This window comes from Streptomyces sp. NBC_01428 (genome assembly GCF_036231965.1).
Lineage (GTDB): Bacteria > Actinomycetota > Actinomycetes > Streptomycetales > Streptomycetaceae > Streptomyces.
Genome location: NZ_CP109499.1, coordinates 1603916 through 1628519, shown reverse-complemented (window position 1 = coordinate 1628519; position 24604 = coordinate 1603916). Strand labels below are relative to the sequence as shown.

General features: G+C 73.1%; 25 protein-coding genes. 10 read left to right on the top strand and 15 right to left on the bottom strand.

Annotated features, from left to right (window positions below):
* The first annotated feature begins 227 nt into the window (after positions 1–227).
* Positions 228–1061 (top strand): TIGR02452 family protein, encoded by an 834-nt coding sequence (locus OG406_RS07110; RefSeq protein WP_267049162.1) that lies wholly within the window; start codon positions 228–230, stop codon positions 1059–1061.
* Between the two features lie 43 nt (positions 1062–1104).
* Here OG406_RS07110 and OG406_RS07105 read toward each other — a convergent pair whose 3' ends face one another.
* The 4 genes from OG406_RS07105 to OG406_RS07090 form a co-directional block, all read right to left on the bottom strand.
* Positions 1105–1551, bottom strand: a complete 447-nt coding sequence (locus OG406_RS07105; protein WP_164371219.1) for a type II toxin-antitoxin system PemK/MazF family toxin — start codon at positions 1549–1551, stop codon at positions 1105–1107.
* A 171-nt stretch (positions 1552–1722) separates the two neighbouring features.
* Positions 1723–3228 carry a flotillin family protein gene (locus tag OG406_RS07100; protein WP_164371218.1) on the bottom strand — a complete coding sequence of 502 codons (1506 nt, stop codon included), beginning with the start codon at positions 3226–3228 and terminating at the stop codon, positions 1723–1725.
* A 171-nt stretch (positions 3229–3399) separates the two neighbouring features.
* Positions 3400–3618 carry a hypothetical protein gene (locus OG406_RS07095; RefSeq protein ID WP_203659681.1) on the bottom strand — a complete coding sequence of 73 codons (219 nt, stop codon included), beginning with the start codon at positions 3616–3618 and terminating at the stop codon, positions 3400–3402.
* 26 nt (positions 3619–3644) lie between these two features.
* Entirely contained in the window at positions 3645–5069 is a 1425-nt protein-coding gene (locus OG406_RS07090) for an amidase (RefSeq protein ID WP_164371217.1), read from the bottom strand.
* Positions 5070–5237: 168 nt separating this feature from the next.
* Here OG406_RS07090 and OG406_RS07085 point away from each other — a divergent pair, with 168 nt between their 5' ends.
* The 3 genes from OG406_RS07085 (at position 5238) to OG406_RS07075 (ending at position 9182) form a co-directional block, all read left to right on the top strand.
* Positions 5238–6272, top strand: a complete 1035-nt coding sequence (locus tag OG406_RS07085; RefSeq protein ID WP_164371216.1) for a LacI family DNA-binding transcriptional regulator — start codon at positions 5238–5240, stop codon at positions 6270–6272.
* A 97-nt stretch (positions 6273–6369) separates the two neighbouring features.
* Entirely contained in the window at positions 6370–7548 is a 1179-nt protein-coding gene (locus tag OG406_RS07080; protein WP_329184764.1) for a 4-hydroxybenzoate 3-monooxygenase, read from the top strand.
* Positions 7549–7745: 197 nt separating this feature from the next.
* Entirely contained in the window at positions 7746–9182 is a 1437-nt protein-coding gene (locus tag OG406_RS07075) for a benzaldehyde dehydrogenase (RefSeq protein ID WP_329184762.1), read from the top strand.
* 239 nt (positions 9183–9421) lie between these two features.
* Here the strand turns inward: OG406_RS07075 and trxA are convergent, their stop codons facing one another.
* On the bottom strand, positions 9422–9823 hold the full coding sequence (gene trxA, locus OG406_RS07070) for a thioredoxin (RefSeq protein ID WP_164371213.1): 402 nt from the start codon (positions 9821–9823) through the stop codon (positions 9422–9424).
* Between the two features lie 120 nt (positions 9824–9943).
* On the opposite strand from trxA, the gene OG406_RS07065 reads away from it, so the two are divergent.
* Positions 9944–11377, top strand: a complete 1434-nt coding sequence (locus OG406_RS07065; RefSeq protein WP_266617727.1) for a dihydrolipoyl dehydrogenase family protein — start codon at positions 9944–9946, stop codon at positions 11375–11377.
* Between the two features lie 159 nt (positions 11378–11536).
* Here OG406_RS07065 and OG406_RS07060 read toward each other — a convergent pair whose 3' ends face one another.
* The 4 genes from OG406_RS07060 to OG406_RS07045 all read right to left on the bottom strand — a co-directional run bounded on the left by OG406_RS07060 (position 11537) and on the right by OG406_RS07045 (position 13816).
* On the bottom strand, positions 11537–12193 hold the full coding sequence (locus tag OG406_RS07060; RefSeq protein ID WP_329184758.1) for a peptide deformylase: 657 nt from the start codon (positions 12191–12193) through the stop codon (positions 11537–11539).
* Positions 12194–12421: 228 nt separating this feature from the next.
* Positions 12422–12769, bottom strand: coding sequence for a tetratricopeptide repeat protein (locus tag OG406_RS07055; protein ID WP_266617730.1), 348 nt, complete (start codon positions 12767–12769; stop codon positions 12422–12424).
* Between the two features lie 76 nt (positions 12770–12845).
* On the bottom strand, positions 12846–13304 hold the full coding sequence (locus OG406_RS07050) for a MarR family transcriptional regulator (protein ID WP_329184754.1): 459 nt from the start codon (positions 13302–13304) through the stop codon (positions 12846–12848).
* Entirely contained in the window at positions 13301–13816 is a 516-nt protein-coding gene (locus tag OG406_RS07045; RefSeq protein ID WP_329184752.1) for a MarR family winged helix-turn-helix transcriptional regulator, read from the bottom strand. The genes OG406_RS07050 and OG406_RS07045 overlap by 4 nt, the downstream gene beginning before the upstream one ends.
* 255 nt (positions 13817–14071) lie before the next feature.
* On the opposite strand from OG406_RS07045, the gene OG406_RS07040 reads away from it, so the two are divergent.
* Positions 14072–15037, top strand: a complete 966-nt coding sequence (locus OG406_RS07040; RefSeq protein ID WP_164371207.1) for a pirin family protein — start codon at positions 14072–14074, stop codon at positions 15035–15037.
* A gap of 195 nt (positions 15038–15232) precedes the next feature.
* Here OG406_RS07040 and OG406_RS07035 read toward each other — a convergent pair whose 3' ends face one another.
* Both OG406_RS07035 and OG406_RS07030 read right to left on the bottom strand, forming a co-directional pair.
* Positions 15233–16549, bottom strand: coding sequence for an ABC transporter permease (locus OG406_RS07035; RefSeq protein WP_329184749.1), 1317 nt, complete (start codon positions 16547–16549; stop codon positions 15233–15235).
* A gap of 3 nt (positions 16550–16552) precedes the next feature.
* On the bottom strand, positions 16553–17341 hold the full coding sequence (locus OG406_RS07030; protein WP_329184747.1) for an ABC transporter ATP-binding protein: 789 nt from the start codon (positions 17339–17341) through the stop codon (positions 16553–16555).
* Between the two features lie 180 nt (positions 17342–17521).
* Here OG406_RS07030 and OG406_RS07025 point away from each other — a divergent pair, with 180 nt between their 5' ends.
* The 4 genes from OG406_RS07025 to OG406_RS07010 are packed head-to-tail and all read left to right on the top strand — an operon-like array spanning position 17522 to position 20481.
* Positions 17522–18202: an ABC transporter permease gene (locus OG406_RS07025; protein ID WP_081220600.1), complete on the top strand. Its 681-nt coding sequence runs from the start codon at positions 17522–17524 to the stop codon at positions 18200–18202.
* Positions 18199–18870 carry an ABC transporter permease gene (locus OG406_RS07020; protein ID WP_164371205.1) on the top strand — a complete coding sequence of 224 codons (672 nt, stop codon included), beginning with the start codon at positions 18199–18201 and terminating at the stop codon, positions 18868–18870. Before OG406_RS07025 ends, OG406_RS07020 begins: the two co-directional genes overlap by 4 nt.
* Entirely contained in the window at positions 18867–19820 is a 954-nt protein-coding gene (locus OG406_RS07015; protein ID WP_443067057.1) for an ABC transporter substrate-binding protein, read from the top strand. The genes OG406_RS07020 and OG406_RS07015 overlap by 4 nt, the downstream gene beginning before the upstream one ends.
* Before the next feature lie 52 nt (positions 19821–19872).
* Entirely contained in the window at positions 19873–20481 is a 609-nt protein-coding gene (locus tag OG406_RS07010) for a hypothetical protein (protein WP_267049170.1), read from the top strand.
* Between the two features lie 11 nt (positions 20482–20492).
* On the opposite strand, the gene OG406_RS07005 is transcribed toward OG406_RS07010, so the two are convergent.
* The 4 genes from OG406_RS07005 to OG406_RS06990 are packed head-to-tail and all read right to left on the bottom strand — an operon-like array spanning position 20493 to position 24589.
* Complete coding sequence (locus tag OG406_RS07005; protein WP_266617740.1) at positions 20493–21647, bottom strand: betaine/proline/choline family ABC transporter ATP-binding protein; 1155 nt, start codon at positions 21645–21647, stop codon at positions 20493–20495.
* Positions 21648–21651: 4 nt separating this feature from the next.
* Complete coding sequence (locus tag OG406_RS07000; RefSeq protein ID WP_329184744.1) at positions 21652–22347, bottom strand: LutC/YkgG family protein; 696 nt, start codon at positions 22345–22347, stop codon at positions 21652–21654.
* On the bottom strand, positions 22344–23837 hold the full coding sequence (locus OG406_RS06995) for a LutB/LldF family L-lactate oxidation iron-sulfur protein (protein WP_329184742.1): 1494 nt from the start codon (positions 23835–23837) through the stop codon (positions 22344–22346). The genes OG406_RS07000 and OG406_RS06995 overlap by 4 nt, the downstream gene beginning before the upstream one ends.
* Positions 23834–24589: a (Fe-S)-binding protein gene (locus OG406_RS06990; RefSeq protein WP_266851002.1), complete on the bottom strand. Its 756-nt coding sequence runs from the start codon at positions 24587–24589 to the stop codon at positions 23834–23836. The genes OG406_RS06995 and OG406_RS06990 overlap by 4 nt, the downstream gene beginning before the upstream one ends.
* Between the last annotated feature and the right edge of the window lie 15 nt (positions 24590–24604).

Below are 24604 nucleotides of genomic sequence, written 5' to 3'. Positions count from 1 at the left end.
GCCGGCCCGGGGTCTGGTGGGCCGGACCGGCATTCACCCGTCCACCCAAGACCCTCTCGGCGGTTCGCACAAGGGTGCAAATTTGTCGCTTGCGGGACCGGAGTACACCGTTTGCGGGGCCCCGAAACTCTGTTGCGCCGCAGGACCAGCATCGCTCACGATGCGTTCATGGGCACGACGGGGGAGAACACACGGGCCGTGCTCGTGGCGCGTACGGGGGTCACGCCATGAGCGCGCGCCTGCGGGCGATCGCCCGGGAGACGGAGGAGATCGTGGCGGCCGGCGGCTACCGCGGCCCCTCCGGCGTCCGGGTGACCATCGCCGACGCCGTCGAGTCGGCCCGGTCCGGGACGCGGCTGCACGGACCCGAGCCGGTGGAGACGCCCTCGGTGCCCCACCACGACACGTCGTTCGAGGTCACGGGCGAGAGCAGCCTGGAGGCGGCCCGCCGGCTCACCGCCCTGGACGGTGACCCCGTCGCGGTGCTGAACTTCTCCTCGGCGCGCAATCCGGGCGGCGGCTATCTGAACGGCGCCCAGGCCCAGGAGGAGGCCCTGTGCCGCGCCTCCGCGCTGTACGCCTGCCTGCTGCGGGCCCGGGGGTTCTACGACCATCACCGCGCCCACCGCGACACGTTCTACACGGACCGTGTCATCCACTCACCCGGCGTACCCGTCTTCCGCGACGACCGGGGCCGGCTCCTCGACGAGCCGTTTCCGGCCGGGTTCCTGACCGCGGCGGCCCCGAACGCGGGCGTCGTGCTGCGCACCGCCCCGGAGCGCGCCGGCGAGCTGCCCCGCGCGCTCGCGGTCCGTGCCGAGCGCGTCCTGGAGACCGCCGCCGCCCACGGATACCGCCGTCTGGTGCTCGGCGCCTGGGGCTGCGGGGTCTTCCGGAACGATCCGGCCCAGGTGGCCGGCGCCTTCCGCGGGCTGCTGGTGGGAGGCCGCTTCGACGGGTACTTCGACCATGTGGTGTTCGGCGTCCTCGACCGCACGCCGGACCGCGCGACCCACCGTGCTTTCGAGCAGGCGTTCGCTCACGAACTCCGGGGAGTGTGACGGGGCGCCCGGCGGTCACCGGTCGCCCGTCACCCCGTACGGTTCAGCGCCAGCCGTACCGCTCGCGCAGCCGGTGCACGACGGAGTTGAACCGCATCCGGTCCAGCGCGCACGCCTCGCGGCGCATCCCGTCCTCGTGCAGCCGGAGCACCCGGTCGACGGCGATCCAGGAGTCCCGTCCCGTCCGGTCCCAGGGGCCGCTCCCGATCGCGACCCACTCGCGCTCGCCGTCGTGCCGCTTGCTGGAGAGCTGTACCGCCAGCAGGGTGCCCGCGGGTTCGCGGGCCACGACCAGTACCGGGCGGTCCTTGCCCCGGCCGTCGTTCTCCTCGTACGGCACCCAGGTCCAGACGATCTCGCCCGGGTCGGGGTCGCCGTCGTGGGCGGGGGAGTACTCGGTCTTCACGGGGCCGACGTCGCGGGGTTCGGCCTCGGTGGTCGCGGTGGGACCGTAGCGGCCGGGGACGTCTTCATCGGGAGAGGCAGTCACGCGGGCCACGGTAGAGCCTGGGCACGGGAGTTCGACAGGCGGGTCGAGCACGCCGCGCCCGGTGACGCGCCCGACGGACGGCGCGGGCGCACCGGAGTCGTCGCTCGACTCCCGTACGCCCGCGCCTCACCCGAGTGACCCCGGTGTCCCGCGCGCCTCAGCCCGTCCGGGTCAGCCCTCGTCCTTCTCCACGGGAACCTTCTCCACGGGGACCTTCTCGGTGAGCGGCGGCGTGAAGCCGTTGAGGCCCGTCGCCCCGCTCTTGGCCGGTGCGCCCTCCGGACTCATCGAGGCGAGCAACTGGCGGGCCAGGCCGAGGCCCGTGCCGCCCATGGTGAGCGCCTTGGCGAACAGGTCCGACATGCCGTCGGCCCCGTTGAGCAGCACCATGTGGTCGACGTTGCCGAACGCGCTCGCACCCGCCTGGACGATCTCCGGCCAGTTCTCGGCGAGTTGCTGGGCGACCACCGCCTCCTGGTTCTCGGCGAGCGCGGCGGCCCGTGCCTGGATGGCCGCCGCCTCCGCGAGGCCCTGGGCGCGGGTGGCCTCGGCGGCGGCGAGCCCCTTGGCCTGGGACGCCGCCGCCTCCGCCTCACCGGTGGCCTTGGTCGCCAGCGCGGCGGCCGCACCCCGGGCCTTCGTCGCCTCGGCCTCGGCGTTGGCGGCGGTCTTGACCCGGTTCGCCTCGGCCGCGGCGGCCAGTTCGGTCTCCTGGGCCTTGGCCTGCGCCGCCGAGATACGCGCGTCACGCTCGGCCTCGGCGCGGGCCCGTGTCTCGTAGGCCTGGGCGTCCGCCGGCTTGCGGACGTCCGCCTGGAGCTGCTGCTCGCGGCGGAGTGCGTCGAGTTCCGCGATCCGGGTCTCCTGCACGACCACGTCCTGCCGGGCCGCGGCGTCCGCGAGAGGTCCGGCCTGCCGGGCCTTCGCCGCCGCCTTGTCGCGCTCGGCCTGGTAGCCGGCCTGGAGGATCTCGCTGTCCCGGGTCGCCTCCGACATCCGGGCCGCGGCCTTCTGCTCGGCCTCGGTGGCGAGGCGGTTCGCCTCGGCCTGCGCGATGCGCGCGTCCCGCTGGACGGCGGCGGCGTGCGGCATCGCGAGGTTCTTGATGTATCCGGTCGGGTCCTCGATCTCGTGGATCTGCAGCGAGTCGACGATCAGACCGAGCTTCTCCATCTCCGTCCCGCACGCCGCCCGCGTCTGACCGGTCAGCTTCTCCCGGTCCCTGATCATGTCCTCGACGGTCAACCCGCCGACGATGGACCGCAGATGGCCGGCGAACACGTTGTGCACCCGCTCGGCCATCATCTTCTGCTGGTCGAGGAAACGGCGGCCCGCGTTCGCGATCGACACGAAGTCGTCGCCCACCTTGAAGATGACCACGCCCCGCACCTTGAGCGGAATGCCCTGGGTGGTCACGCAGTCCACGTGCAGCTCGGTCTCGTTGAGGTCGAGCGATATCTTCCGCACCGCCTGCACGCCCGGCATCACCAGCGTGCCGCGTCCCGTCACGATGCGGAAACCCATGCCTTCCTCGAGGCCCTCCGTCCGATGCTTCGAACCGGAGATGATGAGTGCTTCGTTGGGCTCCGCGACCCGCCACATGAGCTTGAAGACCACGACGATGAAGATCACTGCGAGGACAACCGCCCCCGCCACGACGCCGACGACCATCGGCATACGCCCCCTTTGAATGGTGCCCTTTCGGCACCGAACGAACGGAGTGTGCTCCTCGCCGGCGCCGGGGTACAGACGTCGGCGCATCCTTGTCGCGTTCTTGACGCCCCGGCCTCTCACCTGGGGCGGGGCGGGCTCAACTGTCGTGTCTGTGACGGGAGACGGGCGGCTTCGTCAGGCGTCGTAGGCGGGCGACACGTACACGGTGCGGGGCGGCAGGTACTCCACGACCATCACCACCGTGCCCCGCTCGATACGGTCCTTCGCGACGGCCGGATAGGCGAGGAAGTGCTCGGCGCCGCCGCGCACCCGGACGATCACCTCGCCGACGAGTCCGGGGCCGACCGTGCCGGTCACCCGTCCCATCAAACCGACCATCGGCGCGTCGTCCATGACGCCAGGGTAAGGCCGCGACTGCCTCATGCCGCCGGGGAGTCGGCGACGGCCCCGTGCGCGGGCCAGTGGTCCTGCCAGCGCAGGTCGTCCTCCAGCTGCGCCGCCAGGGAGACGAGCAGCGGCTCGCTGTCCGCCGGGCCGAGCAGTTGCGCGCCGACCGGGAGCCCGTCGCCGACGAAACCCGCCGGTACGTTCACGCCCGGCCAGCCGAGGACGTTCCACGGCCAGGCGTAGGGGCATGCGGCGATCATCGCCCGGTCGGTGCCGAAGCCGCCCAGGCCGAGCAGGGCGCCGATGCGCGGCGGGGGAGCGGCGGTCGTGGGCGCGAGCAGGACGTCGTATCCCTCGAAGAGCGCGCCGACGCGGCGGTGCAGCAGGGCCTCGGCCCGCCGGGCCGCCCGCAGCGGTGCCCCGCCCAGCAGCCTGCCCAGTCGCGCGGCGTCGCGGGTGCGCCGGTCGAGGAGTTCGGGGAAGGGCGCCTCGCGCACGTGCTCGGCGATGCCGGCCGTGGCGCGCGGGACGAACGTGAGCCCGATCCGTCCGTAGCGCGGCTCCGCCTCCTCCACCGTGTGCCCGAGCCGGGCGAGCCGCTCCGCGAGCGCGACGACCCTCGCCCGTACGGCGGGATCGAGCCGCGCGGGCACGGCCGTGAACGGCGGCTTCAGCGACAGCGCGATCCGCAGCCGGCCCGGGTCGCGGCCCACCGCGTCGTGGACGCGCAGCGCGGCCGGGCGGTGCAGATCGCCGTGGTGGCTGCCGCTCGCCGCGTCCAGCAGCAGGGCGGCGTCCGCGACGGTCCGGGCGAGCGTGCCGTTGACGGTGATGCCCTGGAAGGACTCCGGGCGGGGCCAGGTCGAGATCCGGCCGCGCTGCGGCTTGATGCCGACCAGATGGGTCCAGGCGGCCGGGATGCGCACGGAGCCCGCGCCGTCCGAACCGAGCGCCGCCGGGACCAGACCCGCGGCGACCGCCGCCGCGGAGCCGCCCGACGAACCGCCGGGCGTGTGCCCGGTGTGCCAGGGATTGCGGGTCGCGCCGAAGGCCGGGCCCTCGGTGAAGGGCCACTGCCCCAGCTCGCAGGTGTTCGTCTTGCCGATCACGACGGCCCCGGCGGCGCGCAGCCGCCGTACCGCCTCGCCGTCCTCGGCGGCCCGGGGGTGGGTGCCGGGGCAGCCGAACGCGGTCGGCTCTCCCGCCACGTCCATGTCGTCCTTGACCGCCACCGGCACCCCGAGCAGGGGCCGCCGCCCGCCCGCCGCCCGTTCGCGGTCCGCCGCGTCGGCCTCGGCGAGCGCCGCCTCGGCGCGCACCAGCCGGAACGCGTTGAGCGTGGAACGGCTCGCCTCGATGCGGGTGAGCGCCCGCTCGACCAACGCGCGCGAGGTGACCTCGCCGTCGGCGAGGGCGCGCGCGCTCTCCGTCAGGCCTGGGGTGCGGTCGGGAGCCATGCGGACACCTCCGGAGGACGTCGTCTACCGAACGGTAACCTGCGGGCGGTCCCAGCGGTACGCGGCGTCCAACCCCCCGTGCGGAAGCGGGAGTTCCGCGCCGCGGGCGATGTCGGGGCGCCCCGGCCCGAGGTGGCGTTCCGGGCTTCTGGAAGGATGCCGTACGTCATGGTGCACATACCGAAGCAGCCCGCCCCGTCGGCGCCCGCGCAGCGACCCGTGCCGACCAGTGCCGACGTGGCGCGCCTCGCGGGAGTCTCGCGCGCGACCGTCTCGTACGTCCTGAACAACACCAGCGCCGTCCGCATCAGCGAGCCCACCCGCCGCCGGGTCCGCGAGGCCGCCGAGGAACTCGGCTACGTCCCGCACGCGGCTGCCCGCAGCCTGCGCGCCGGTCACAGCCGCATGGTCCTGATGCCCGCCCCATCCGTCCCCGTGGGGCCCCTCTACAACCAGTTCTTCAGCGAGCTCCAGGGGGCGCTCGGCCGGCTCGACTACACCGTCGTGCAGTACGGCAGCGTCGGCCTCCGCGGTGACGAGGCCGCCCGCGCCTGGGCGGAGCTGCGGCCCGTCGCCGTCCTGGTCCCCGGCAGCGGGCTCGGTCCGCAGGGCGTGGCCGTCCTCAAGCGTGCCGGAGCCCGCGCCGTCGTCACGCTGGGCCCCGAGCGCGTCGAGGGCGCCCACGCGCTCCTCATGGACCACGACCGGGTCGGACACGCGGCGGGGGAGCACCTGCTGGCCCGCGGCCGGCGCCGTGTCGGTGTGGTGATACCCGGCGAGGCCGGCCTGGAGATCTTCTCCACCCCGCGCCTCGACGGCGTCCGCAGGGCGCTGCGCGGCACCGACGCGACGGTGACCGAGCTGCCCCTTCCGTACGAGGAGGAGGCCGCGGCCGGACTCGCGGCCCGCTGGCGCTCGCTCGGCCTCGACGCCGTCTTCGCCTACAACGACGAGTACGCGATGCTCCTGATGCGCGCCCTCCAGGACGAGGGCGTCACGATCCCCGACGAGACCGCCGTCGTCGGCGCCGACGACCTCATGCTCGGCCGGCTGCTCCGGCCCCGGCTGAGCACCGTCCACATCGAACTGCCCTCCGGCCGCGACCTCGCCGAACTGGTCGACCGGGTCGTCCGCGAACCCGGCGGCGAGCCCGAGACGCACGAGGTGCTGGGCGCACGGGTCGTGCACCGCGCGTCGAGCTGAGAGAGGCTGGGCCTGTTCGCCCGGTGCCCCCGCGCCGGGACTGGTCCCCTCGAATCCACCGGGCCCCGACCCGGCGGCACCGGACAGCGGAGGCGTCATGCGGACCTCGGTCGGCATCATCGGCGGCGGCCCGGCCGGGCTCCTGCTGGCCCGCCTGCTGCACCGGACGGGGATCGACTGTGTCGTCCTGGAGAGCAGGACACGGGCCTACGTCGAGGAGCGCCAGCGGGCCGGGATGCTGGAGCAGGGCACCGTCGACGCGCTGCGCGCCTGCGGAGCGGGTGACCGGCTGAACGCCGAAGGCCTGGTGCACCGCGGCATCGAGCTGCGCTTCGACGGCGAGCGCCACCACATCGACTTCCCCGGCCTGACCGGCGGCCGCACCGTCACCATCTACGCCCAGACGGAGATCGTGAAGGACCTCGTCGCCCTCCAACTCGACGGCGGGCCACCGCTGTTGTTCGAGGCGCAGGCGCTCGCGGTGGACGGGGTGGAGGGCGGCGAACCGGTCGTGCGGTTCCTGCACGAGGGGCGCGAGCGGACCCTGAGCTGCGACTACGTGGTCGGCTGCGACGGCTCCCACGGCATCGCGAGCGCCGCGTTCCCGGCCGGCGCGAGCCGCGCGTACGCGCACGAGTACCCGTACTCCTGGCTGGGGATCCTCGCCGATGTGCCGCCGTCCTGCGAGGAGTTGATCTACGCCCGGGGCGAAGGGGGCTTCGCGCTGCACAGCATGCGCTCCCCGTCCGTGTCGCGCCTCTACCTCCAGGTCCCCAACGGCACCGACCCCGCCGACTGGCCCGACGAGCGGGTCTGGGACGAACTGGCCGCGCGCTTCGCCGTCGACGGGGACTGGCGCCTGGAGCGCGGCCCCGTCACCGCCAAGTCGGTCACGCCGATGCGCAGCCTGGTCCGTGAACCGATGCGTCACGGGCGGCTGTTCCTCGCCGGCGACGCCGCCCACATCGTGCCGCCGACCGGCGCCAAGGGGCTCAACCTCGCGGTGTCCGACGTACGGGTCCTCGCGCAGGGCTTCGCCGAGCTGCACCGCTCGGGATCCTCCCGGCTGCTCGACCGCTACTCCGAGGTGGCACTCACCCGGGTGTGGCAGGCCACCCGTTTCTCGTACGACATGACTAAGATGTTGCACGCTCAACCAGATAGCGACGCCTTCGAAGCCCGGATGCAGCTCGCGCGGCTGCGCCGGATCACGGCGTCCCGCACCGCGGCCGCCGAACTGGCCGCGCACTACACGGGACTTCCGCTCGCCTTATGAGCCGTCCGACGACCCGCGCCGAGCCCCGTGCCCGGACGCGGCCCACAGGCCGGGACCGAACGCCCGCCGGACCCGACGGGCCGTATCACCGCCGAACACCCGCATCATCCGCATCACCCCCGTCACCCGACGAGCCGTATCACCGCCGGACCACCCGCAGCACCCGCGTGAGATCAGGGAACGATCGGAGAGCCGACATGCCGCTGCTCGACCCCACGACCTGGCAGACCCGCCCGCTCTCGGGCGGTGAGCACCCCGTCACCGAGCCCGCCACCGGAGAACGTCTCGGCGCCGTCACGCTCGCCGCGGCCGACGACGTCGCCGCGGCGGCCCGGGCCGCCCACGCGGCCCGCACCGAGTGGGCCGCGGCCCCGCACTTCGTGCGAGCCGCGGTGCTGCGCAAGGCCGGAGACCTCTTCGCCGAGCACGCCGACGAACTGCGCGACTGGATCGTGCGCGAGTCCGGCTCCATCCCCGGCAAGGCGGACTTCGAACTGCACGTCGCCGCCCAGGAGTGCTACGAGGCGGCCGCCCTCGCCTCCCGCCCGACGGGCCAGGTCCTGCCCTCGGAGGCCCCGCGTCTGTCGTACACGCGCCGTGTCCCGGTCGGTGTGGTGGGCGTGATCGCGCCCTTCAACGCGCCGCTGATCCTCTCGATCCGCTCGGTCGCCCCGGCGCTCGCGCTCGGCAACGGCGTGGTCCTCAAGCCGGATCCGCGGACCGCGGTGTGCGGCGGCCTCGCGCTGGCCGCGGTCTTCGCCGAGGCCGGGCTGCCCGACGGGCTGCTGCACGTCCTGCCCGGTGGCGCCGAGGTGGGTCAGGCGCTCGTCGCCGACCCGCTCGTCCCGGTCGTCTCCTTCACCGGCTCGACCGGTGCGGGGCGGGCGGTCGGCGAGGCGGCGGGCCGTCACCTCAAGCGCGCCCACCTCGAACTGGGCGGCAACTCCGCCCTGGTCGTCCTCGCGGACGCCGACCTCGACGCCGTCATCTCCACGGCCGCCTGGGGCTCGTTCTTCCACCAGGGCCAGATCTGCATGACGACCGGCCGCCACCTGGTCCACGCCTCGCTGTACGAGGAGTACGTCGAACGGCTCGCGGCGAAGGCCGACTCGCTGGCCGTCGGTGACCCCTACCGCGAGCAGGTGCACCTCGGGCCCATCATCGACGACGCCCAACTCGCCAAGATCCGGGGGCTGGTGGAGGCCAGCACGGCCCGCGGCGCCAAGCTGGCGGCGGGCGGGGAACACGACCGGCTCTTCTACCGGCCGACCGTGCTGGCGGGGGTCGACGACACGACCCCGGCGTACACGGAGGAGGTCTTCGGACCGGTCGCGCCGGTCCGCTCCTTCGACACCCTCGACGAGGCCGCGGCCCTCGCCTCCGCGGGACCGTACGGTCTCTCGCTGGGCATCGTCACCCGCGACACCGCGCGCGGCCTCGAACTCGCCGACCGCATCCCGACCGGGATCGTCCACATCAACGACCAGACCGTCAACGACGAGGCCGTCGCGCCCTTCGGCGGGACCGCCGCCTCCGGAACCGGCGCGCGCTTCGGCGGCGACGCCAACCTGGACGCGTTCACCGACATCCGCTGGACGACGGTGCGCGGGGACGTGGCCGGATATCCGTTCTAGGCACTCCCGGGCACTCCCGGATCCTCTCCGGGCACTCCACTCCCGCGTCCGGCGGTGCCGGGTGCCGGGCGCTGGAGGTGCTGGGTGCCGCGTGCGCACCGGAGTGTCCGGACGCCGCGCGGGCACGGCTCATCGCAGGGACTCGCCGCGTCGCCGCGTCCTCGTCGCGGACACGGCGCGTCACCCGGTGCCGCCGCCGGTGCGGCGGCACCGGCGGGTGACGCCGTGCCCGCTTCAGGTCACTCGCCGCCCGGGGCCGGCTGACCCTCGGCCGCCGCGGCCTGCTGGGCCGCGACCGACTTGCGGACCTCGTCCATGTCGAGCTTCCGCGCCTGCCCGATCACGTCCTCCAGGGCCTCCGCGGGGAGCGCCCCGGGCTGCGCGAAGATCGCGACCTGGTCGCGCACGATCATCAGGGTCGGGATGGACTGGATGTCGAAGGCGGCCGCGAGCTCCGGCTGCGCCTCGGTGTCGACCTTGGCGAAGACCAGGTCCGGGTTCGCGTCGGCCGCCTTCTCGTAGACCGGCGCGAACTGACGGCACGGCCCGCACCAGGACGCCCAGAAGTCGATCAGGACGAACTCGTTGTCCGTGACCGTCTGGTCGAAGTTCTCCTTGGTGAGCTCCACGGTGCTGCTCATGCGATATTCCCTCTTCCTGACGTCCGGCTCATGCCGGTTTGCACAACGCCACCCACCGGGGGCGTATTCCGCGCCCGTACCCGTGTGGCCACGACGCACACCAGCAACCAGACTGGCCCCATGACGGAAACGGAATCCATCGCCTACGACGTCGTGGTGCTCGGTGCCGGGCCCGTGGGGGAGAACGTGGCCGACCGCGCTCGCGCGGCCGGCCTCTCCACCGCGGTCGTGGAGAGCGAACTGGTCGGCGGCGAGTGCTCGTACTGGGCGTGCATGCCCAGCAAGGCCCTGCTGCGCCCTGCCATCGCCCGCGCCGACGCCCGCCGCGTACCCGGCCTCGCCCAGGCCGTACAGGGCCCCCTCGACGCCCCCGCGGTGCTCGCCCACCGCGACTGGTTCACCTCGGACTGGAAGGACGACGGCCAGATCGGCTGGCTGGACGGCATCGGAGCGGTGCTGTACCGCGGCCACGGCCGCCTGGCCGGTCCCCGCACGGTGACGGTCGACGGCCCCGACGGCACCCGGACGACGCTCACGGCGCGGCACGCGGTCGCCGTCTGCACGGGCACCCGCGCCCTCCTGCCCGACCTGCCCGGACTCGACCAGGTCAAGCCGTGGACGAGCCGCGAGGCCACCAGCGCGCACGCCGTGCCCGGGCGGCTGATCGTGGTGGGCGGCGGTGTGGTCGCCGCCGAGATGGCCACGGCCTGGCAGGCGCTCGGATCCCAGGTCACCCTGCTCGTCCGTGGCAAGGGCCTGCTGCCCCGCATGGAGCCCTTCGCCGGTGAACTGGTCGCCGAGGCGCTGACCGAGGCCGGCGCGGACGTGCGCACCGGCGTCTCGGTGACCGCCGTGTCCCGCGAGGGCTCGACGGTGGTCGCGCTCACGGACACCGGCGACCGCATCGAGGCCGACGAGATCCTCTTCGCCACCGGCCGGGCACCCCGTACCGACGATCTAGGCCTCGGCACCGTGGGCCTGGAGGACGGCACCTGGCTGGAGGTCGACGACAGTCTCCGCGTCGTCGGCAGCGAGTGGCTGTACGCCGTCGGAGACGTCAACCACCGCGCCCTGCTGACCCACCAGGGCAAGTACCAGGCCCGGATCGCGGGCGCCGCCATCGCCGCGCGCGCCGCCGGGGTACCGCTGCTGGAGACCGACCCGTGGGGCGCGCACGCCGCGACCGCGGACCACGCCGGTGTCCCGCAGGTCGTCTTCACCGACCCGGAGGCGGCGGCCGTCGGCCTCTCCCTCGCGGAGGCGGAACAGGCGGGCCACCGGGTACGGGCCGTCGACGTCGACATGTCCTCGGTCGCGGGCGCGGGCCTCTACGCCGACGGCTACCGCGGCAAGGCCCGCATGATCGTCGACATCAACCGCGAGGTCGTCCTCGGCCTCACCCTGGTCGGCCCCGGCGTCGGCGAACTGATCCACTCCGCGACCGTCGCCGTCGTCGGCGAGGTCCCGATCAGCCGCCTCTGGCACGCCGTTCCGTCCTACCCGACGGTCAGCGAGGTCTGGCTGCGGCTCCTGGAGGCCTACCGGGACGCGTGAGCGGGCCGGCCGGGGAAGCCCCGGCCACGAACCGACAGGCCGGGCGACGCAGGGTGCGCCGCCCGGCCTGCCGCTTTCCCGATGCCCCCGAACGTCAGGCGAGGGCGACCAGCCCCCGGTACTCCTCGCTCCACAGGTCCTCGTCCGCGGCCCCCGCCGCTATCCCGGGAGCGTGAACCCCAGTTCCTGGGCAGCCCGTTCCGGTGTCGGCTGGCCCCAGAGTTCGGCCGCTGCCCAGTTCGAGGACAGGCTGCGCGGTTCCGCGCGGTCGAGGTAGAGCGTTCCGTCCAGGTGGTCCGTCTCGTGCTGGACGATGCGGGCCGGCCAGCCTCGGAACACCTCGTCGACCGGCAGCCCGTTTTCGTCCCACGCGGTCAATCGCACCTCCTCGGGGCGGGCCACCACCGCCTGGTAGCCGGGGACACTCAGGCAGCCCTCGAAGAACGCGGCCCGGGCCCGGCCGACTGCCTCGTACGACGGATTCACCAGTACGCGGAACGGCTGCGGAACCCGTCCGCGGGCCAGGCGGATCTCCTCGGGGACCGGTGCCGGGTCCTCGATGACCGCGAGCCGCAGCGGCACCCCCACCTGCGGGGCCGCGAGGCCGACGCCCGGTGCCGCGTGCATCGTGGCGCGCAGGGCGGCCACGAACCGGGCCAGCAGACCCGGCTCCAACTGCCCGTCGAACGGCTCGGCCGCCATCCGCAGCACGGGGTCGCCGGCCCCGAAGATCGGCAACGGACCCTCGTGTTCGAGGAGTTCCTCGATCAGGTCGCTGAGGGTGCGGGAGGCGCTGGAGTCACGTTCGGATGCCATCGGGCCAGGATGCCAAGCCGGCTCGCTCCGATCGAGGCGGCGCCGGGCGAGTCCCGCGACTTCTCGGGACAACCGGCGCTCTCGAGGTGGGCGCGGCCTCTTCGGGAGGTGCGGCCGTCCGGTGCCCGCGCACGCCGGAGGGCCGGTCACCGAGGTGACCGGCCCTCCGGCCGAGGTACCGCGACGGGACGGGTGACGGACACCCGGCCGATCGTGCCGCGGAACGGATCAGGCCTGCTGGAATTCGCCCGCGAGCGCCGACGCGATCCGCAGGTGCGACGCCGCCTCCGCGTGCCGCCCCTGGCGCTCCAGCGTCCGCCCCAGCATGAGGCGCGCGTAGTGCTCGACCGGGTCGATCTCCACCAGTGCCCGCAACTCGGTCTCGGCGCGGCCCAGTTGGGCCGAGTGGTAGTACGAACGGGCCAGCAGCAGCCGGGGCCCCACCTGCTCCGGGGTCTCCTCGACCAGCCCGTCCAGCACCCGCGCCGCCGCGGCGTAGTCCTTGGCGTCGAAGAACAGCTGCGCCCGCTCCCAGCGCTCCGCGGCCGTTCCGTGGTCGTAGTACGTCATGTCCACTGCGGACCTCCTTCGACGCTCCACAACCGACCAGGTTGGTTGAATATTCCACGACCTGAGGTGGTCGACGGTCGGTTCACGCCTCGGCGAGCTCCGCGTCCGCCCGCTCGGTGACGAGGGTGAGGACCCGTCCGGCGGCCGCGAGGTCCTCGGCCGGGATCCCCGCGTACAGCCGGGCCGCGATCGCGTTGCCCGCGGTACGGATCGAGTCGAAGAGCTCGCGCCCGGCGTCGGTGAGGGACACCTGCCCGGCGCCGGGCTCCGCCAGGAGGTCGTCCGCCGTCATCTCCTCGACGGTCGCGCGGGCCACCGACTCCTCGATCTTCAACGCGCCGGTCAGCCGGCCCACCAGCCATGCGCGCTCGACCGTCCCGCCGTTGTCGGAGACGGCCCGCAGGGCCACGGACCGGTTGAAGCTGGTGCCGCTGCGCGCCAGTACCCGCTCCAGGGCGGCACGGCTCGCGTAGTGGGCCAGGCCGATGACCTGGCCGTTGACGGGAAGGACGGCGGGGGTGGGCGAAACGGAGGTGCTCATGACTGCTCCTTGGAAGAGGTCGCGTCCGGAACCGCTCCGGCTCCGGCGTGCGGATCGAGCGGTACGTCGAGCAGGGTGGCCAGTTCGTGGCTGAACGCCCGTGTGCGGTCGCCCGCGAGGCCGCCCAGGGGGCCGAGAAGCTGTTCCAGCAGGCCCTGGACCACGGTGATCGCGCGGCCGGTGATCTCGCGTCCCTCCTCGGTGAGGGACAACTGCACCGCGCGGGGGTCCGCCGGGTCGCGGGTGCGGTCGACGATGCCGGCGGCCTCCAGGGACCGGGCCAGCTTCGAGACGTAGAGCGGTTCGAGTCCGGTGTGGTCGGCGAGCCGGCGCTGACTGGGGCGCACACCGTCCCGGTGCATGCCGTACAGCGACGCGACCAGCGAATACTGCGCGTGCGTCAGGCCCAGCGGGCCCACCGCCCGGTCGACCGCGACCCGCCACTTCATGGACAGGCGCCAGACGAGGAAACCGGGCGTCGCGTACTCGGAGACCGACTTCGCAGAACTCATGAAAGAAACAGTACATGGCTACTATGTACATGGCTACTATAATTCGGATCGGCGCCGACGACGGTGATCGCGAGCGGTGGCTGCCGCGTCGCCGGGAGCGGGCCCGGGGCCCCGGTGGGACAGGACAGGTCCGTCCAATGGCGTACGGACCCGGGCGGAGCTCCTGACCCATCGCGCCTGTTCTGAGCCAAGTGCCCCTGGATGGGCGGTTCGACGACCTGACGTGGGGTCCCCGACAGGTCTAGGTTGTGGGCCATGAGCAATCTTGATCAGGAGGCGGTTCCCGCTCTCTGCGGTGGCCGCGGGTTCGTGGTGGCCGAGCCGGTGCGCGAACTCCTCAGCCCTCGCCGGGTCAAGCTCGGCGAGTCCACCGAAGTCCGCCGCCTGCTCCCCAACCTGGGCCGGCGCATGGTCGGCGCCTGGTGCTTCGTCGACCACTACGGGCCCGACGACATCGCCGACGAACCCGGCATGCAGGTCCCGCCGCACCCGCACATGGGCCTGCAGACCGTGAGCTGGCTGCACGAGGGCGAGGTGCTGCACCGCGACTCCACGGGCAGCCTCCAGACGATCCGCCCGCGCGAACTGGGCCTGATGACCTCCGGCCGCGCGATCAGCCACTCCGAGGAGAGCCCCCGGCCGCACGCCCGCCTGCTGCACGGCGCGCAGCTCTGGGTCGCCCTGCCGGACAGCCACCGGCACACCGACCCGCACTTCGAGCACCACGGCGAGCTGCCCGTCGTCACCGCCCCCGGCCTGCGTGCCACGCTCCTGCTGGGCACGGTCGACGGCACCACCTCGCCCGGTACGACGTACACCCCGATCGTCGGAGCCGACCTGGCCCTCGCGAGCGGGGCGGACCTGCGCCTGCCGCTGGAGCCCGACTTCGAGTACGCCGTCCTCGCCATGTCGGGCGAGGCCCATGTCGACGGGGTGCCGATGCTCCCCGGCTCCATGCTGTACCTCGGCTGCGGCCGGACCGAACTCCCGCTGCGCGCCGCGACGGACGCGGGCCTCATGCTCCTGGGCGGTGAACCGTTCGAGGAGGAGCTGATCATGTGGTGGAACTTCATCGGACGCACCCAGGCGGAGATCGAACAGGCCCGCCAGGACTGGGCGAAGGGCTCCCGCTTCGGTGAGGTGAAGGGCTACGACGGCGCCCCGCTGCACGCCCCGGACCTGCCGCCGGTGCCCCTGAAGCCCCGCGGCCGGGTGCGCTGACCGGAGCACCCCGCCCTCATGCTCGGGGACCGGCCGCCCCACGCGGGGGAGCGTGAGGCGGGCGCTCCACGTGGGGGAGCGCGCGGCGGACGCCCCACGCAGGGGAGTGCGAGGCCGCACGCACGGGACCCGGACATGCGAGAGGGGCAGCCGCTCGTCGGCCGCCCCCCTCGTCGGGATCCCGCGTCACGACGCTCACTCGCCCGGCGCCACCGCCTCGACCGCCGGAGTGCGCAGCGTCGCCCGTGCCGTCAGCAGGCCGGTCCCCAGCGTCACCGCCGTCGCGACCGCGACGACGGCGAGCCAGATGCCCGGACCCCGGCCCGGCCACGCGGCGTCCGTGCGGACCAGCGTGAACGGGACGATCCCCGTGAGCGCCGCACCGGTGCCGAGCAGGACGCCCGTCACCGTGAGGATCACGCCCTCCGCGCCGACCGTGCCGAGTACCTGGCCCGGGGTCGCGCCGGCCAGCCGCTGACCGCCGAACTCCCTGGTCCGGTACGTCGTCGCCGCGTACAGGGAGTTCACGAGCATGACGCAGGAGAACACCACGATGATGCCGACGACGACCAGGTTCAGGGTCTCCAGGTTCTTCGAGTCGACGGACTTCACCAGCCCCGAGGCGTCGATCGCGTCGTTCTCGACGGCCTGCATGTACAGCGTCGCCGTCGCCATGCAGGTGAACAGGATCAGCGGCATCAGGACACCGGACAGCTCGTCCGCGCGGCGCCGCAGATTCCGTACCGCGAGATAGCCGCTCGGACCCGACAGGGGCAGCCGGTCGAGCAGCGCCGTCAGGAGCCGCGGCGAGAGCAGCGCGCAGCCCACCGACAGCAGGATCGCTCCGTAGGCCGGCGGTGCCATCAGCGCCGCGTCGTCCGCCGAGAAGGCGAACGTCGAACACACGGCGGCGGCACCGACGGCCGTCGCCGCGTACGCGAGGACCTTCCGTGACCGGCCGGCCGGCCGCTGTCCGCGGGTCGCGCGCCGCACGGCGAGGAACGCGGCGCCCGCCGACGCGAGCAGCGTGATGCCGAGGCCCGACATGAGGGCGACGGGGCCGAAGACATAGTCCACGGACCGCCGCACCTGGCCGCTGTCCTCGAACAACTCCAGCAGGGCCCGGCCGCCGAGCATCGCCGGTCCGATGGCCAGCAGTGCCCCCACCAGGGCGACCGCCACCGCCTCACCGACCACCATCCGCCGGATCTGCCCCGGCGTGGCGCCCGAGCGGCGCAACAGCTCGGTCTCGGCGCCGCGTTGCCGCACGTTCACGGTGAGCGTCGAGGCGACCGCGAAGAACACCAGCAGGGTGCCGTACCCGCCGACCACGCTCGCCGCGGTGGACAGCGACTCGGCGCTCACCGGGTCCACGCCGGGCTGCCCGGCCGTGTCGTGCAGCGAGTTGAAGGTCATGACGACCACGGCACCCAGGAACGCCGACAGCAGGGTCGCGGTGAAGCGGCCGGGACGCTTGCGGACGGACCGCAGGGCCAGGGAGAGGGTGACCACGACTCACGCTCCCAGCGGTGCGTCGTCGCCGAGGTGCGCCAGACGTTCGGCCACCGCGTCCACGGTCGGCGCCCGCAGTTCGCCCGCGAGCCGTCCGTCCGCCAGGAACACGACCGCGTCCGCGTGGGACGCCGCGAGCGGATCGTGCGTCACCATCACCACCGTGGTGCCGTGTTCGGTCACCGCCCGGCGCAGCAGCGCCAGCACCTCCCGGGCGCTGCGGGTGTCGAGGGCGCCGGTCGGCTCGTCCGCGAAGATCACCCGCGGCAGGGTGATCAGCGCCCGGGCGATCGCCGCCCGCTGCCGCTGCCCGCCCGAGAGCTGCTCGGGCAGATGCCCCAGCCGGTCGCCCAGACCGAGCGACGTGAGGACCTGCCGGGCACGGGCCCTGTCCACGCGACGCCGGGCCAGCCGCAGCGGCAGCACCGTGTTCTGCGCGACCGTCAGCGTCGGCAGCAGGTTGTACTGCTGGAACACGAAGCCGATCCGCTCCCGCCGGAACCGGGTCCGCTCCGCCTCACCGCCGCTCGTCATCTCCGTGCCGTCGACCATCACGATGCCGCTGTCGGGCCGGTCGAGACCCGCCGCGCACTGCAGCAACGTGGACTTCCCCGACCCCGACGGGCCCATGACCGCGGTGAACGTACCCCGCGCCAGACCGAGCGTCACCCCGTCGAGGGCCGTCACGGCGCTCTCCGCCTCCCCGTACGTCCTGGTGACCTTGACCAGCCGCAGAGCCTCCGGGGCAGGGCCCGTGTCCTGGGTGCGGCGTGCTGAGCGGAACATCGTCATCGCCCTCCGTCCGGCACGTCCTGTGCCTCGTCCACGACGCTACGGAGACGGCGTCGCGACCACACGGGGCGCAGAACCCGTATCGCGCGGTGTACTCAGCGCCACCCCCGCGCACCGGGCCACCCCCGTACGGGCCACCACAACGCGCGGACCGTGTCGAACACCCGATGCAATGGACGCGTGACCGCGCCCCCGGACGATTGCCTCGCGCGCAACGAGTGGATCTGCGGCGAGTACCTGAGCACGCGCCGCCACATCCTGGTCGACGCGACGGTCCAGCACCTCCAGCTCACGGCGGTCGCCGTCGCGATCGCCCTCGTCCTCGCCGTCCCGCTCGCCGTCCTCGCCCGCCGCTGGCGCTGGGCGGCCGGACCGGTCCTCGCGGTGACGACGATCCTCTACACGGTCCCCTCGCTCGCGATGTTCTCGCTCCTGCTGCCCGTGTACGGCCTGTCGGCCTCGCTGGTCGCCGCCGGGCTCGTCCTGTACTCGCTGACGCTCCTCGTTCGGAACATCCTCGCCGGGCTGCGCGCCGTCCCCGAGGAGACCCGGCAGGCCGCACGGGGCATGGGATACGGGCCGATCCGGCTGCTGCTCACCGTCGAACTCCCGCTCGCCGTCCCCGCCGCGATGGCCGGCCTGCGGATCGCCACCGTGTCGGCCGTCTCGCTCGTCACCGTCGGCGCGATCGTCGGCTTCGGGGGACTCGGCAACCTCATCTACGCGGGCATGAACACCTACTTCAAGGCCCAGGTGCTCACCGCGTCCGTGCTGTGCGTCGTCATCGCCGTCGCGGCCGACCTGCTGCTGCTCGGCGTGCAGTGGCTCATCACGCCCTGGACGCGGGCGGCCCGCCGGTGAACACACTGACCGGGGCCTGGGACTGGCTCACCGACCCCGCCCACTGGTCGGGCGACGACGGCGTCTGGCACCGCCTCGCCCAGCATCTCGTCCTGACGGTCGTCTGCCTGGTCATCAGCTGTCTGATCGCGCTGCCCGTCGCCCTCGTCCTCGGCCATCTCGGCAAGGGCGGCGCGCTCGCCGTGAACATCTCCAACGTGGGCCGCGCGATCCCCACGTTCGCCGTGCTGGTGATCCTGCTGCTCACCCCGATCGGCCAGTGGGGCGAGGGCCCCACCGTCGTCGCGCTGGTCCTCTTCGCCGTACCGCCGCTGCTCACCAACGCCTACGTCGGGATGCGCGAGGTCGACCGTGACGTCGTACGGGCCGCGCGCGGGATGGGCATGACCGGACGGCAGATGCTCTTCGGCGTGGAAGTACCGCTCGCCCTCCCGATGATCATGAACGGGGTGCGGATCGCCGCCGTCCAGCTCGTCGCGACCGCCACCATCGCGGCCCTCGCGGGCGGCGGCGGCCTCGGCCGGATCATCACGGCGGGGTTCAACCTGGCGAGCACCCCGCAGGTCGTCGCGGGAGCCGTCCTGGTGGCCGTGTTCGCCCTGATCGTCGAAGCCGTCTTCGAGATCGCCGAGCGGCTGTCCCCGCGGTGGGCGCGGGGCACCCGGTGAGGCGCGCCGCCGTCACCCTCGCGGTACCGGCCCTGGCGATCGCGCTCCTGGCCGGCGGCTGCGGCACGGGGCCCTCGCTGGAGACACAGGGCGACGTCACCGCCCCGCCGGGCGACAGCAAGAACCTGACCGTGGGCTCGGCCGGTTTCACCGAGAGCGACCTGCTCGCCCAGATGTACTCCCTGCTGCTCAAGCAGGCCGGCTACAAGACCTCGATGCTCACCGTCGCCAACCGCGAACTGTACGAACCCGCGCTCGAATCGGGCCAGATCGACGTGGTCGCCGAGTACGCCGCCACCTTCGCCGACTGGCTGAACGCGAAGACCAACGGCGCCGACGCGCCACCGGTCGGCTCACCCGACCTCGACGCCACCATGACCGCCCTGCGCAAGCTCGCGACACCGCGCGGCCTCACCGTCCTCGACCCGGGCAGGGCGGTCGACCAGAACGCCTTCGCGGTGACGAAGGAGTACGCCCGCGAGCACCACCTCAAGACCCTCAGCGACCTCGGCAGATCCGGTCTGAAGGTCCGCCTCGCCGCAGGCGACGAATGCGTCAAGCGGCCGTACTGCGAGCCCGGTCTGAGGAAGACGTACGGGATCGACATCACCGGCGTCGACCCGAAGGGCGTCGGCACCACCCAGGCCAAGAAGGCCGTGCAGAACGGCCAGGACCAGATGGTGCTGACCACCACCACCGACGCCACCCTCGACGAGTTCGGCCTCGTCCTGCTCGCCGACGACAAGCACCTCCAGAACGCCGACTACCTCGTCCCCGTCGTCAACCGCGCCCGCGCCGGCGGCGAGGGACCCGCCAAGGCGCTCGACCGGCTCAACGAGGTCCTCACCACCGCCGACCTGGCCACCATGAACGAACAGGTGGACAGCTGGCGCCGCCTCCCGGAGGACGTGGCCCGCACCTACCTGAAGGACAAGGGTCTGCTGAAGTGAGGGGGCGGGCATCGTCGCCGGGACTGTCAGTGGCGCGCGGTAGCTTCCGGGCATGGGGATCTACCTGGTCAGCATCAGCGCGAGCGAATGGTCCGGCGAGGACGATGACGAGGACGACGAGGAGGGGACCGGATACGGGCCGCGTGCCGCCGCGTTGAACGACGCCTTGCGCGCCCGCGGCCTGCCGCCGTTCACTTCCCTGCCCGAAGAGGCGCCCTTCGTCCGGGGTTCCGGGCTCGCCTTCGAGGAGAAGCTCGTCCCGCCGATGGACGGCTTCGTCGCGCTGTGCGAGGACCACTTGTCCCCCGCGGAGGCCGACCTCCTCTGCGGCTGGACGCTGCTGGTGCCGATATCGCTCGACGAGGAGATCTGGCTTCCCGTCGCCTCCGCCTACACGGACGAGACGATGGTCGCGGGCGCACCCCAGGTGCTGGCGCTCGCGGAGCGCCTCGCCGAGGCGGTCGGGCTGCCGTCCGCCGTCCCGGCGACGTCCGACAACCTGGAATTGACGACGTGGTTCCGGGACGGGGCGGCGAAGGACCTGGCGGCCACCCGTCCGGGGCCCTGGGCCGACGACCTGGACGCGGCCTTCTACGTCGCGGTGTACCTGCGCGCGGCCCAGTTCGTGCTGCGCCGCGGCAGCCCGGTCGCCTATTCCTGACGGACCGTCCCTCAGGCGTCCGCCACCGAGTCGAAGTCGACCTGGCCGCGCGGGACTCCCCGGGCGTCGGCGTCGACCGAGCGGCGCAGGGCCTCGTGGAGTTTGGCGGGGGTGAGGACGCCGAGGAAGCGGGCGCCGTCGAGGACGGCGACCCAGCCGGCGTCGTGCTGCAGCATCACACCGAACGCCTGCTTCAGCGGGGCTCCCACCGGGACCCAGGAGTTCATCCGGTGGGCGTACGCACCGACCAGGCCGCCCGCGCCGAGTTCGTCGACGCCGACCCAGCCGTGCAGGTCGCCGTCCGTGTCGAGGACCACGGCCCACCGGGAGCCGTCCCCGCGCAGCCGCGCCGCGGCCTCGGCGGCGCTCTCGTCGAGCCGTGCGACCGGCGGCTGTTCCAGGTCGTCGGCCTCGATCTCGGTGACCGACAACCGCTTCAGCCCGCGGTCGGCGCCGACGAACTCGGCGACGTACGGCGTGGCAGGCGTTCCCAGGACCGCCCCCGGGGTGTCGAACTGCTCGATGCGCCCCTGCCCGTACACCGCGATCCGGTCGCCGAGGCGGACGGCCTCCTCGATGTCGTGGGTGACCAGCAGCACCGTCTTGCGGACGGATCGCTGCATGCTCAGGAACTCGTCCTGCAACTGCTCCCGCACCACCGGGTCCACGGCGCCGAACGGCTCGTCCATCAGCAGGACCGGCGGATCGGCGGCCAGCGCCCGCGCCACCCCGACCCGCTGGCGCTGGCCACCCGACAACTGTTCGGGGTAGCGCGACCCGTAGGTGGCGGGGTCGAGGCCGACCAGGTCGAGGAGTTCGGCGGCTCGCGCGCGGGCCTTGGCCTTCTTCCAGCCGACCAGGGTCGGCACGGTCGCCGTGTTGTCGAGGATCGTCCGGTGCGGGAACAGGCCGACCTGCTGGATGACGTACCCGATCCGGCGCCGCAGCCGCACCGGGTCGACCTCGGCGATGTCCTCGCCGTTCACGAGGATCCGGCCCGACGTCGGTTCGATCAGCCGGTTCACCATCATCATGGTCGTCGTCTTGCCGCAGCCCGACGGGCCGACGAGCGTGACGAGTTCACCCTCGTCCACCTCGAAGGAGAGGTCGTCCACGGCCTTCGTACCGTCCGGGTAGACCTTGCTGACCTGCTCGAACCGGATCATGCCCTCACGCTAGCCGCGCCACGTGCTCCCCGCTCGACGGCGGGACGCCCTGGGAAGCGTCGTCGACCAGCACCACCTCCAGGGTGCGCGGGCCGTGCACCCCCTCCACCCGGTCCAGTTCGATGTCGCTGGTCGCGGAGGGCCCGGAGATCCAGGTCAGCGGGCGTGCCGGGTCCAGACGTTCCAGGGCCTGCGGCACGGAGGAGACGACCTGACCGGGGACCCGGACGACACAGATGTGGTGGTCGGGCACGAGGGTGATGCGGCGCCGGCCCTGGTCGGGGGAGGCGTCCAGGACGATGGTGCCGGTCTCGGCGACGGCCACCGCGCACGCGGTGACCACGCTGTCGACCGCGTCCAGCTCGTGCGCCGTGCCCGTGGCGCGGTCCGCGACGCGCGTCACCTCGCTCTCCGCGAGCCAGGCCCCGTCGAGACCCTCCGGTACGACGACCGTGCCGGAGCCCCGGGCGGCCAGCAGACCGGCGAGGGTCGCCGGCAGCGCGTCGGCCGCGCAGCGGTGCACGACCGCCCGGTAGTCCGCCAGGTTCTCCGCGAGCAGCGCGACCGTCTGGGCTGGGGTCCGCTCTCCGTGCTCGCGCAGATAACTCCGGTCCACGGCCCGCTCGTACGGGGTGTCGTCGTCGCGGATGTCGGCGGTCGCCCGCCGCACCCGCCCGAGGATGAGATCCCTGCTGCTCACTTCGTCACGTCCTTTCCGCCCCGCGTCCGCTGCCACCAGTCGCGGAACGACTCCGCCGGGACCTCCGGCAGATCGCGGGTGGCGCTCCATGCCCGGCCCGGCCCCGGCAGGGTGCGCGGGTGGAAGCGCCGGGTCCGCGACGCCAGCCGCTGGCCGCCGCGCAGCGCGCCGGGATGGCTGAAGGCCCACCGCGCCGCCCGCATCGCCGCCCGCTCCGCCGCGTGGCCCTTGGCGGGCTTGAGGAGGACCCGGTTGCCGTCGCGGGTGGCGGGTCCTCCCTCGGCGATCCGCTCGCGCAGATGCACGAGGACCTCCGGGATGTCGATGGCGACGGGACACACCTCGTAGCAGGCACCGCACAGCGACGAGGCGTACGGCAGGGAGGCGTCGATCTCGCTGCCGGTGCCCCGCAGCTGCGGGCTCAGGATGGCGCCGATCGGACCCGGGTAGACCGAGCCGTAGGCGTGCCCTCCCGCCCGCTCGTACACCGGGCAGACGTTGAGGCAGGCCGAACAGCGGATGCAGCGCAGGGCCTGGCGGCCGACCTCGTCGGCGAGCGTGTCGGTGCGGCCGTTGTCCAGCAGCACCAGATGGAAGGTCCCCGGCCCGTCGTCCTCCCCGGCGCGGCCGTCCTTGGTTCCCGTCCACATCGAGGTGTACGGGTTCATGCGCTCGGCCGTGGAGGAGCGCGGGAGGGTCTGCAGGAACACCTCCAGGTCCCGCCAGCTCGGCACGATCTTCTCGATGCCGACGACCGAGATCAGGGTCTCGGGGAGCGTCAGACACATCCGCCCGTTGCCCTCGGACTCCACGACGACGAGGGTGCCGGTCTCGGCGACCATGAAGTTGGCGCCGGAGATGCCGACCTTGGCGCGCAGGAACTTCTCGCGCAGGTGCAGACGCGCGGCCTCCGCCAGTTCGGCGGGCGTGTCGGTGAGTCCCTCGGGCGCGGGCCGGCCCCACTCGCCCATCTCGCGGGCGAAGATGTCGCGGATCTCGCCGCGGTTGCGGTGGATCGCGGGGACGAGGATGTGCGACGGCCGGTCCTTGCCCAACTGCACGATCAGCTCGGCGAGATCGGTCTCGTACGCGTGGATGCCCGCGGCCTCCAGCGCCTCGTTCAGCCCGATCTCCTGGGTGGCCATCGACTTGACCTTGACGACCTCGGTCTCGCCGGTCATCCTCACCAGCGCGGTGACGATCCGGTTGGCCTCGTCGGCGTCGGCGGCCCAGTGCACGACGCCGCCCGCCGCGGTGACCGCCTCCTCCAACTGGACGAGATAGCGGTCGAGATGACGGAGCGTGTGGTCCTTGATCTGCTTCCCCGCCTCGCGCAGCGCCGCCCAGTCGGAGACCTCCGCGACGGCCTTCTCGCGCTTGGCGCGGATGGTGTGGGTGGCGTGGCGCAGATTGCCCCGCAGGGTGCTGTCGTGCACGGCCTCTTGCGCGGCCACGGGAAAGGCCGGCATTCCGACGAACGTTCCGCTCATGCGCTCGGCTCCTCTTCCGTGCTCGCCAGGATCTCCGCGATGTGGACGGGCCGCATGTCCGTGCTGAGGCGGCCCATCGTGCCGCCGATGTGCATCAGACACGAGTTGTCGGCCGCGCACAGCACGTCGGCCCCGGTCGACTCGGCGTTGCGCACCTTGTCGGCGCCCATCGCCGCGGACACGTCGGGGTTCTTCACGGCGAAGGTGCCGCCGAAGCCGCAGCACTCGTCCGCGCCGGGCAGTTCCCGCAGTTCGAGCCCCTTGACCGCCTGGAGCAGCCGGTGCGGCCGGTCCCCGAGGCCCAGGCTGCGCAGGCCGTGACAGGTGGGGTGATAGGTCACCGTGTGCGGGTAGTACGCGCCGACGTCCGTCACCCCGAGAACGTCGACGAGGAACTCCGTCAGCTCGTACGTCTTCGGCACGACCGGCGCCAGCGTCCGGGCCAGGCTGTCGCCCCGCCCCTCGGCGCGCGCCCGCTCGCCCATCCGCGGATACAGCTCCCGCACCATCGCCCCGCACGACCCCGACGGCGTCACGATCGCGTCGTACGCGCGGAAGACATCGGAGAAGTGACGGGCCAACGGCTCGGCCTCGTGGCGGTAACCGGTGTTGTAGTGAGCCTGTCCGCAGCAGGTCTGCCCCATCGGGAAATCGACGTCGACACCCAGTCTGGTCAGCAGTTTCACCACGGCGCGGCCGGTGTCCGGATACAGCGTGTCGTTGACACAGGTCAGGAACAGGGCGACTCGCATCGCAGCTCCTTGGTC

What these genes read in the sequence shown, in the direction of transcription:
- OG406_RS07085 (WP_164371216.1), top strand. Translation starts at nt 5,238, where the DNA reads ATGGTGCACATACCGAAGCAGCCCGCCCCGTCGGCGCCCGCGCAGCGA.
- OG406_RS07030 (WP_329184747.1), bottom strand. Translation starts at nt 17,341, where the DNA reads ATGACGATGTTCCGCTCAGCACGCCGCACCCAGGACACGGGCCCTGCC.
- OG406_RS07095 (WP_203659681.1), bottom strand. Translation starts at nt 3,618, where the DNA reads ATGGACGACGCGCCGATGGTCGGTTTGATGGGACGGGTGACCGGCACG.
- OG406_RS07100 (WP_164371218.1), bottom strand. Translation starts at nt 3,228, where the DNA reads ATGCCGATGGTCGTCGGCGTCGTGGCGGGGGCGGTTGTCCTCGCAGTG.
- OG406_RS07045 (WP_329184752.1), bottom strand. Translation starts at nt 13,816, where the DNA reads ATGAGTTCTGCGAAGTCGGTCTCCGAGTACGCGACGCCCGGTTTCCTC.
- OG406_RS07065 (WP_266617727.1), top strand. Translation starts at nt 9,944, where the DNA reads ATGACGGAAACGGAATCCATCGCCTACGACGTCGTGGTGCTCGGTGCC.
- OG406_RS06995 (WP_329184742.1), bottom strand. Translation starts at nt 23,837, where the DNA reads ATGAGCGGAACGTTCGTCGGAATGCCGGCCTTTCCCGTGGCCGCGCAA.
- OG406_RS07060 (WP_329184758.1), bottom strand. Translation starts at nt 12,193, where the DNA reads ATGGCATCCGAACGTGACTCCAGCGCCTCCCGCACCCTCAGCGACCTG.
- OG406_RS07110 (WP_267049162.1), top strand. Translation starts at nt 228, where the DNA reads ATGAGCGCGCGCCTGCGGGCGATCGCCCGGGAGACGGAGGAGATCGTG.
- OG406_RS07010 (WP_267049170.1), top strand. Translation starts at nt 19,873, where the DNA reads ATGGGGATCTACCTGGTCAGCATCAGCGCGAGCGAATGGTCCGGCGAG.
- OG406_RS07040 (WP_164371207.1), top strand. Translation starts at nt 14,072, where the DNA reads ATGAGCAATCTTGATCAGGAGGCGGTTCCCGCTCTCTGCGGTGGCCGC.
- OG406_RS07005 (WP_266617740.1), bottom strand. Translation starts at nt 21,647, where the DNA reads ATGATCCGGTTCGAGCAGGTCAGCAAGGTCTACCCGGACGGTACGAAG.
- OG406_RS07050 (WP_329184754.1), bottom strand. Translation starts at nt 13,304, where the DNA reads ATGAGCACCTCCGTTTCGCCCACCCCCGCCGTCCTTCCCGTCAACGGC.
- OG406_RS06990 (WP_266851002.1), bottom strand. Translation starts at nt 24,589, where the DNA reads ATGCGAGTCGCCCTGTTCCTGACCTGTGTCAACGACACGCTGTATCCG.
- OG406_RS07080 (WP_329184764.1), top strand. Translation starts at nt 6,370, where the DNA reads ATGCGGACCTCGGTCGGCATCATCGGCGGCGGCCCGGCCGGGCTCCTG.
- OG406_RS07090 (WP_164371217.1), bottom strand. Translation starts at nt 5,069, where the DNA reads ATGGCTCCCGACCGCACCCCAGGCCTGACGGAGAGCGCGCGCGCCCTC.
- OG406_RS07075 (WP_329184762.1), top strand. Translation starts at nt 7,746, where the DNA reads ATGCCGCTGCTCGACCCCACGACCTGGCAGACCCGCCCGCTCTCGGGC.
- trxA (WP_164371213.1), bottom strand. Translation starts at nt 9,823, where the DNA reads ATGAGCAGCACCGTGGAGCTCACCAAGGAGAACTTCGACCAGACGGTC.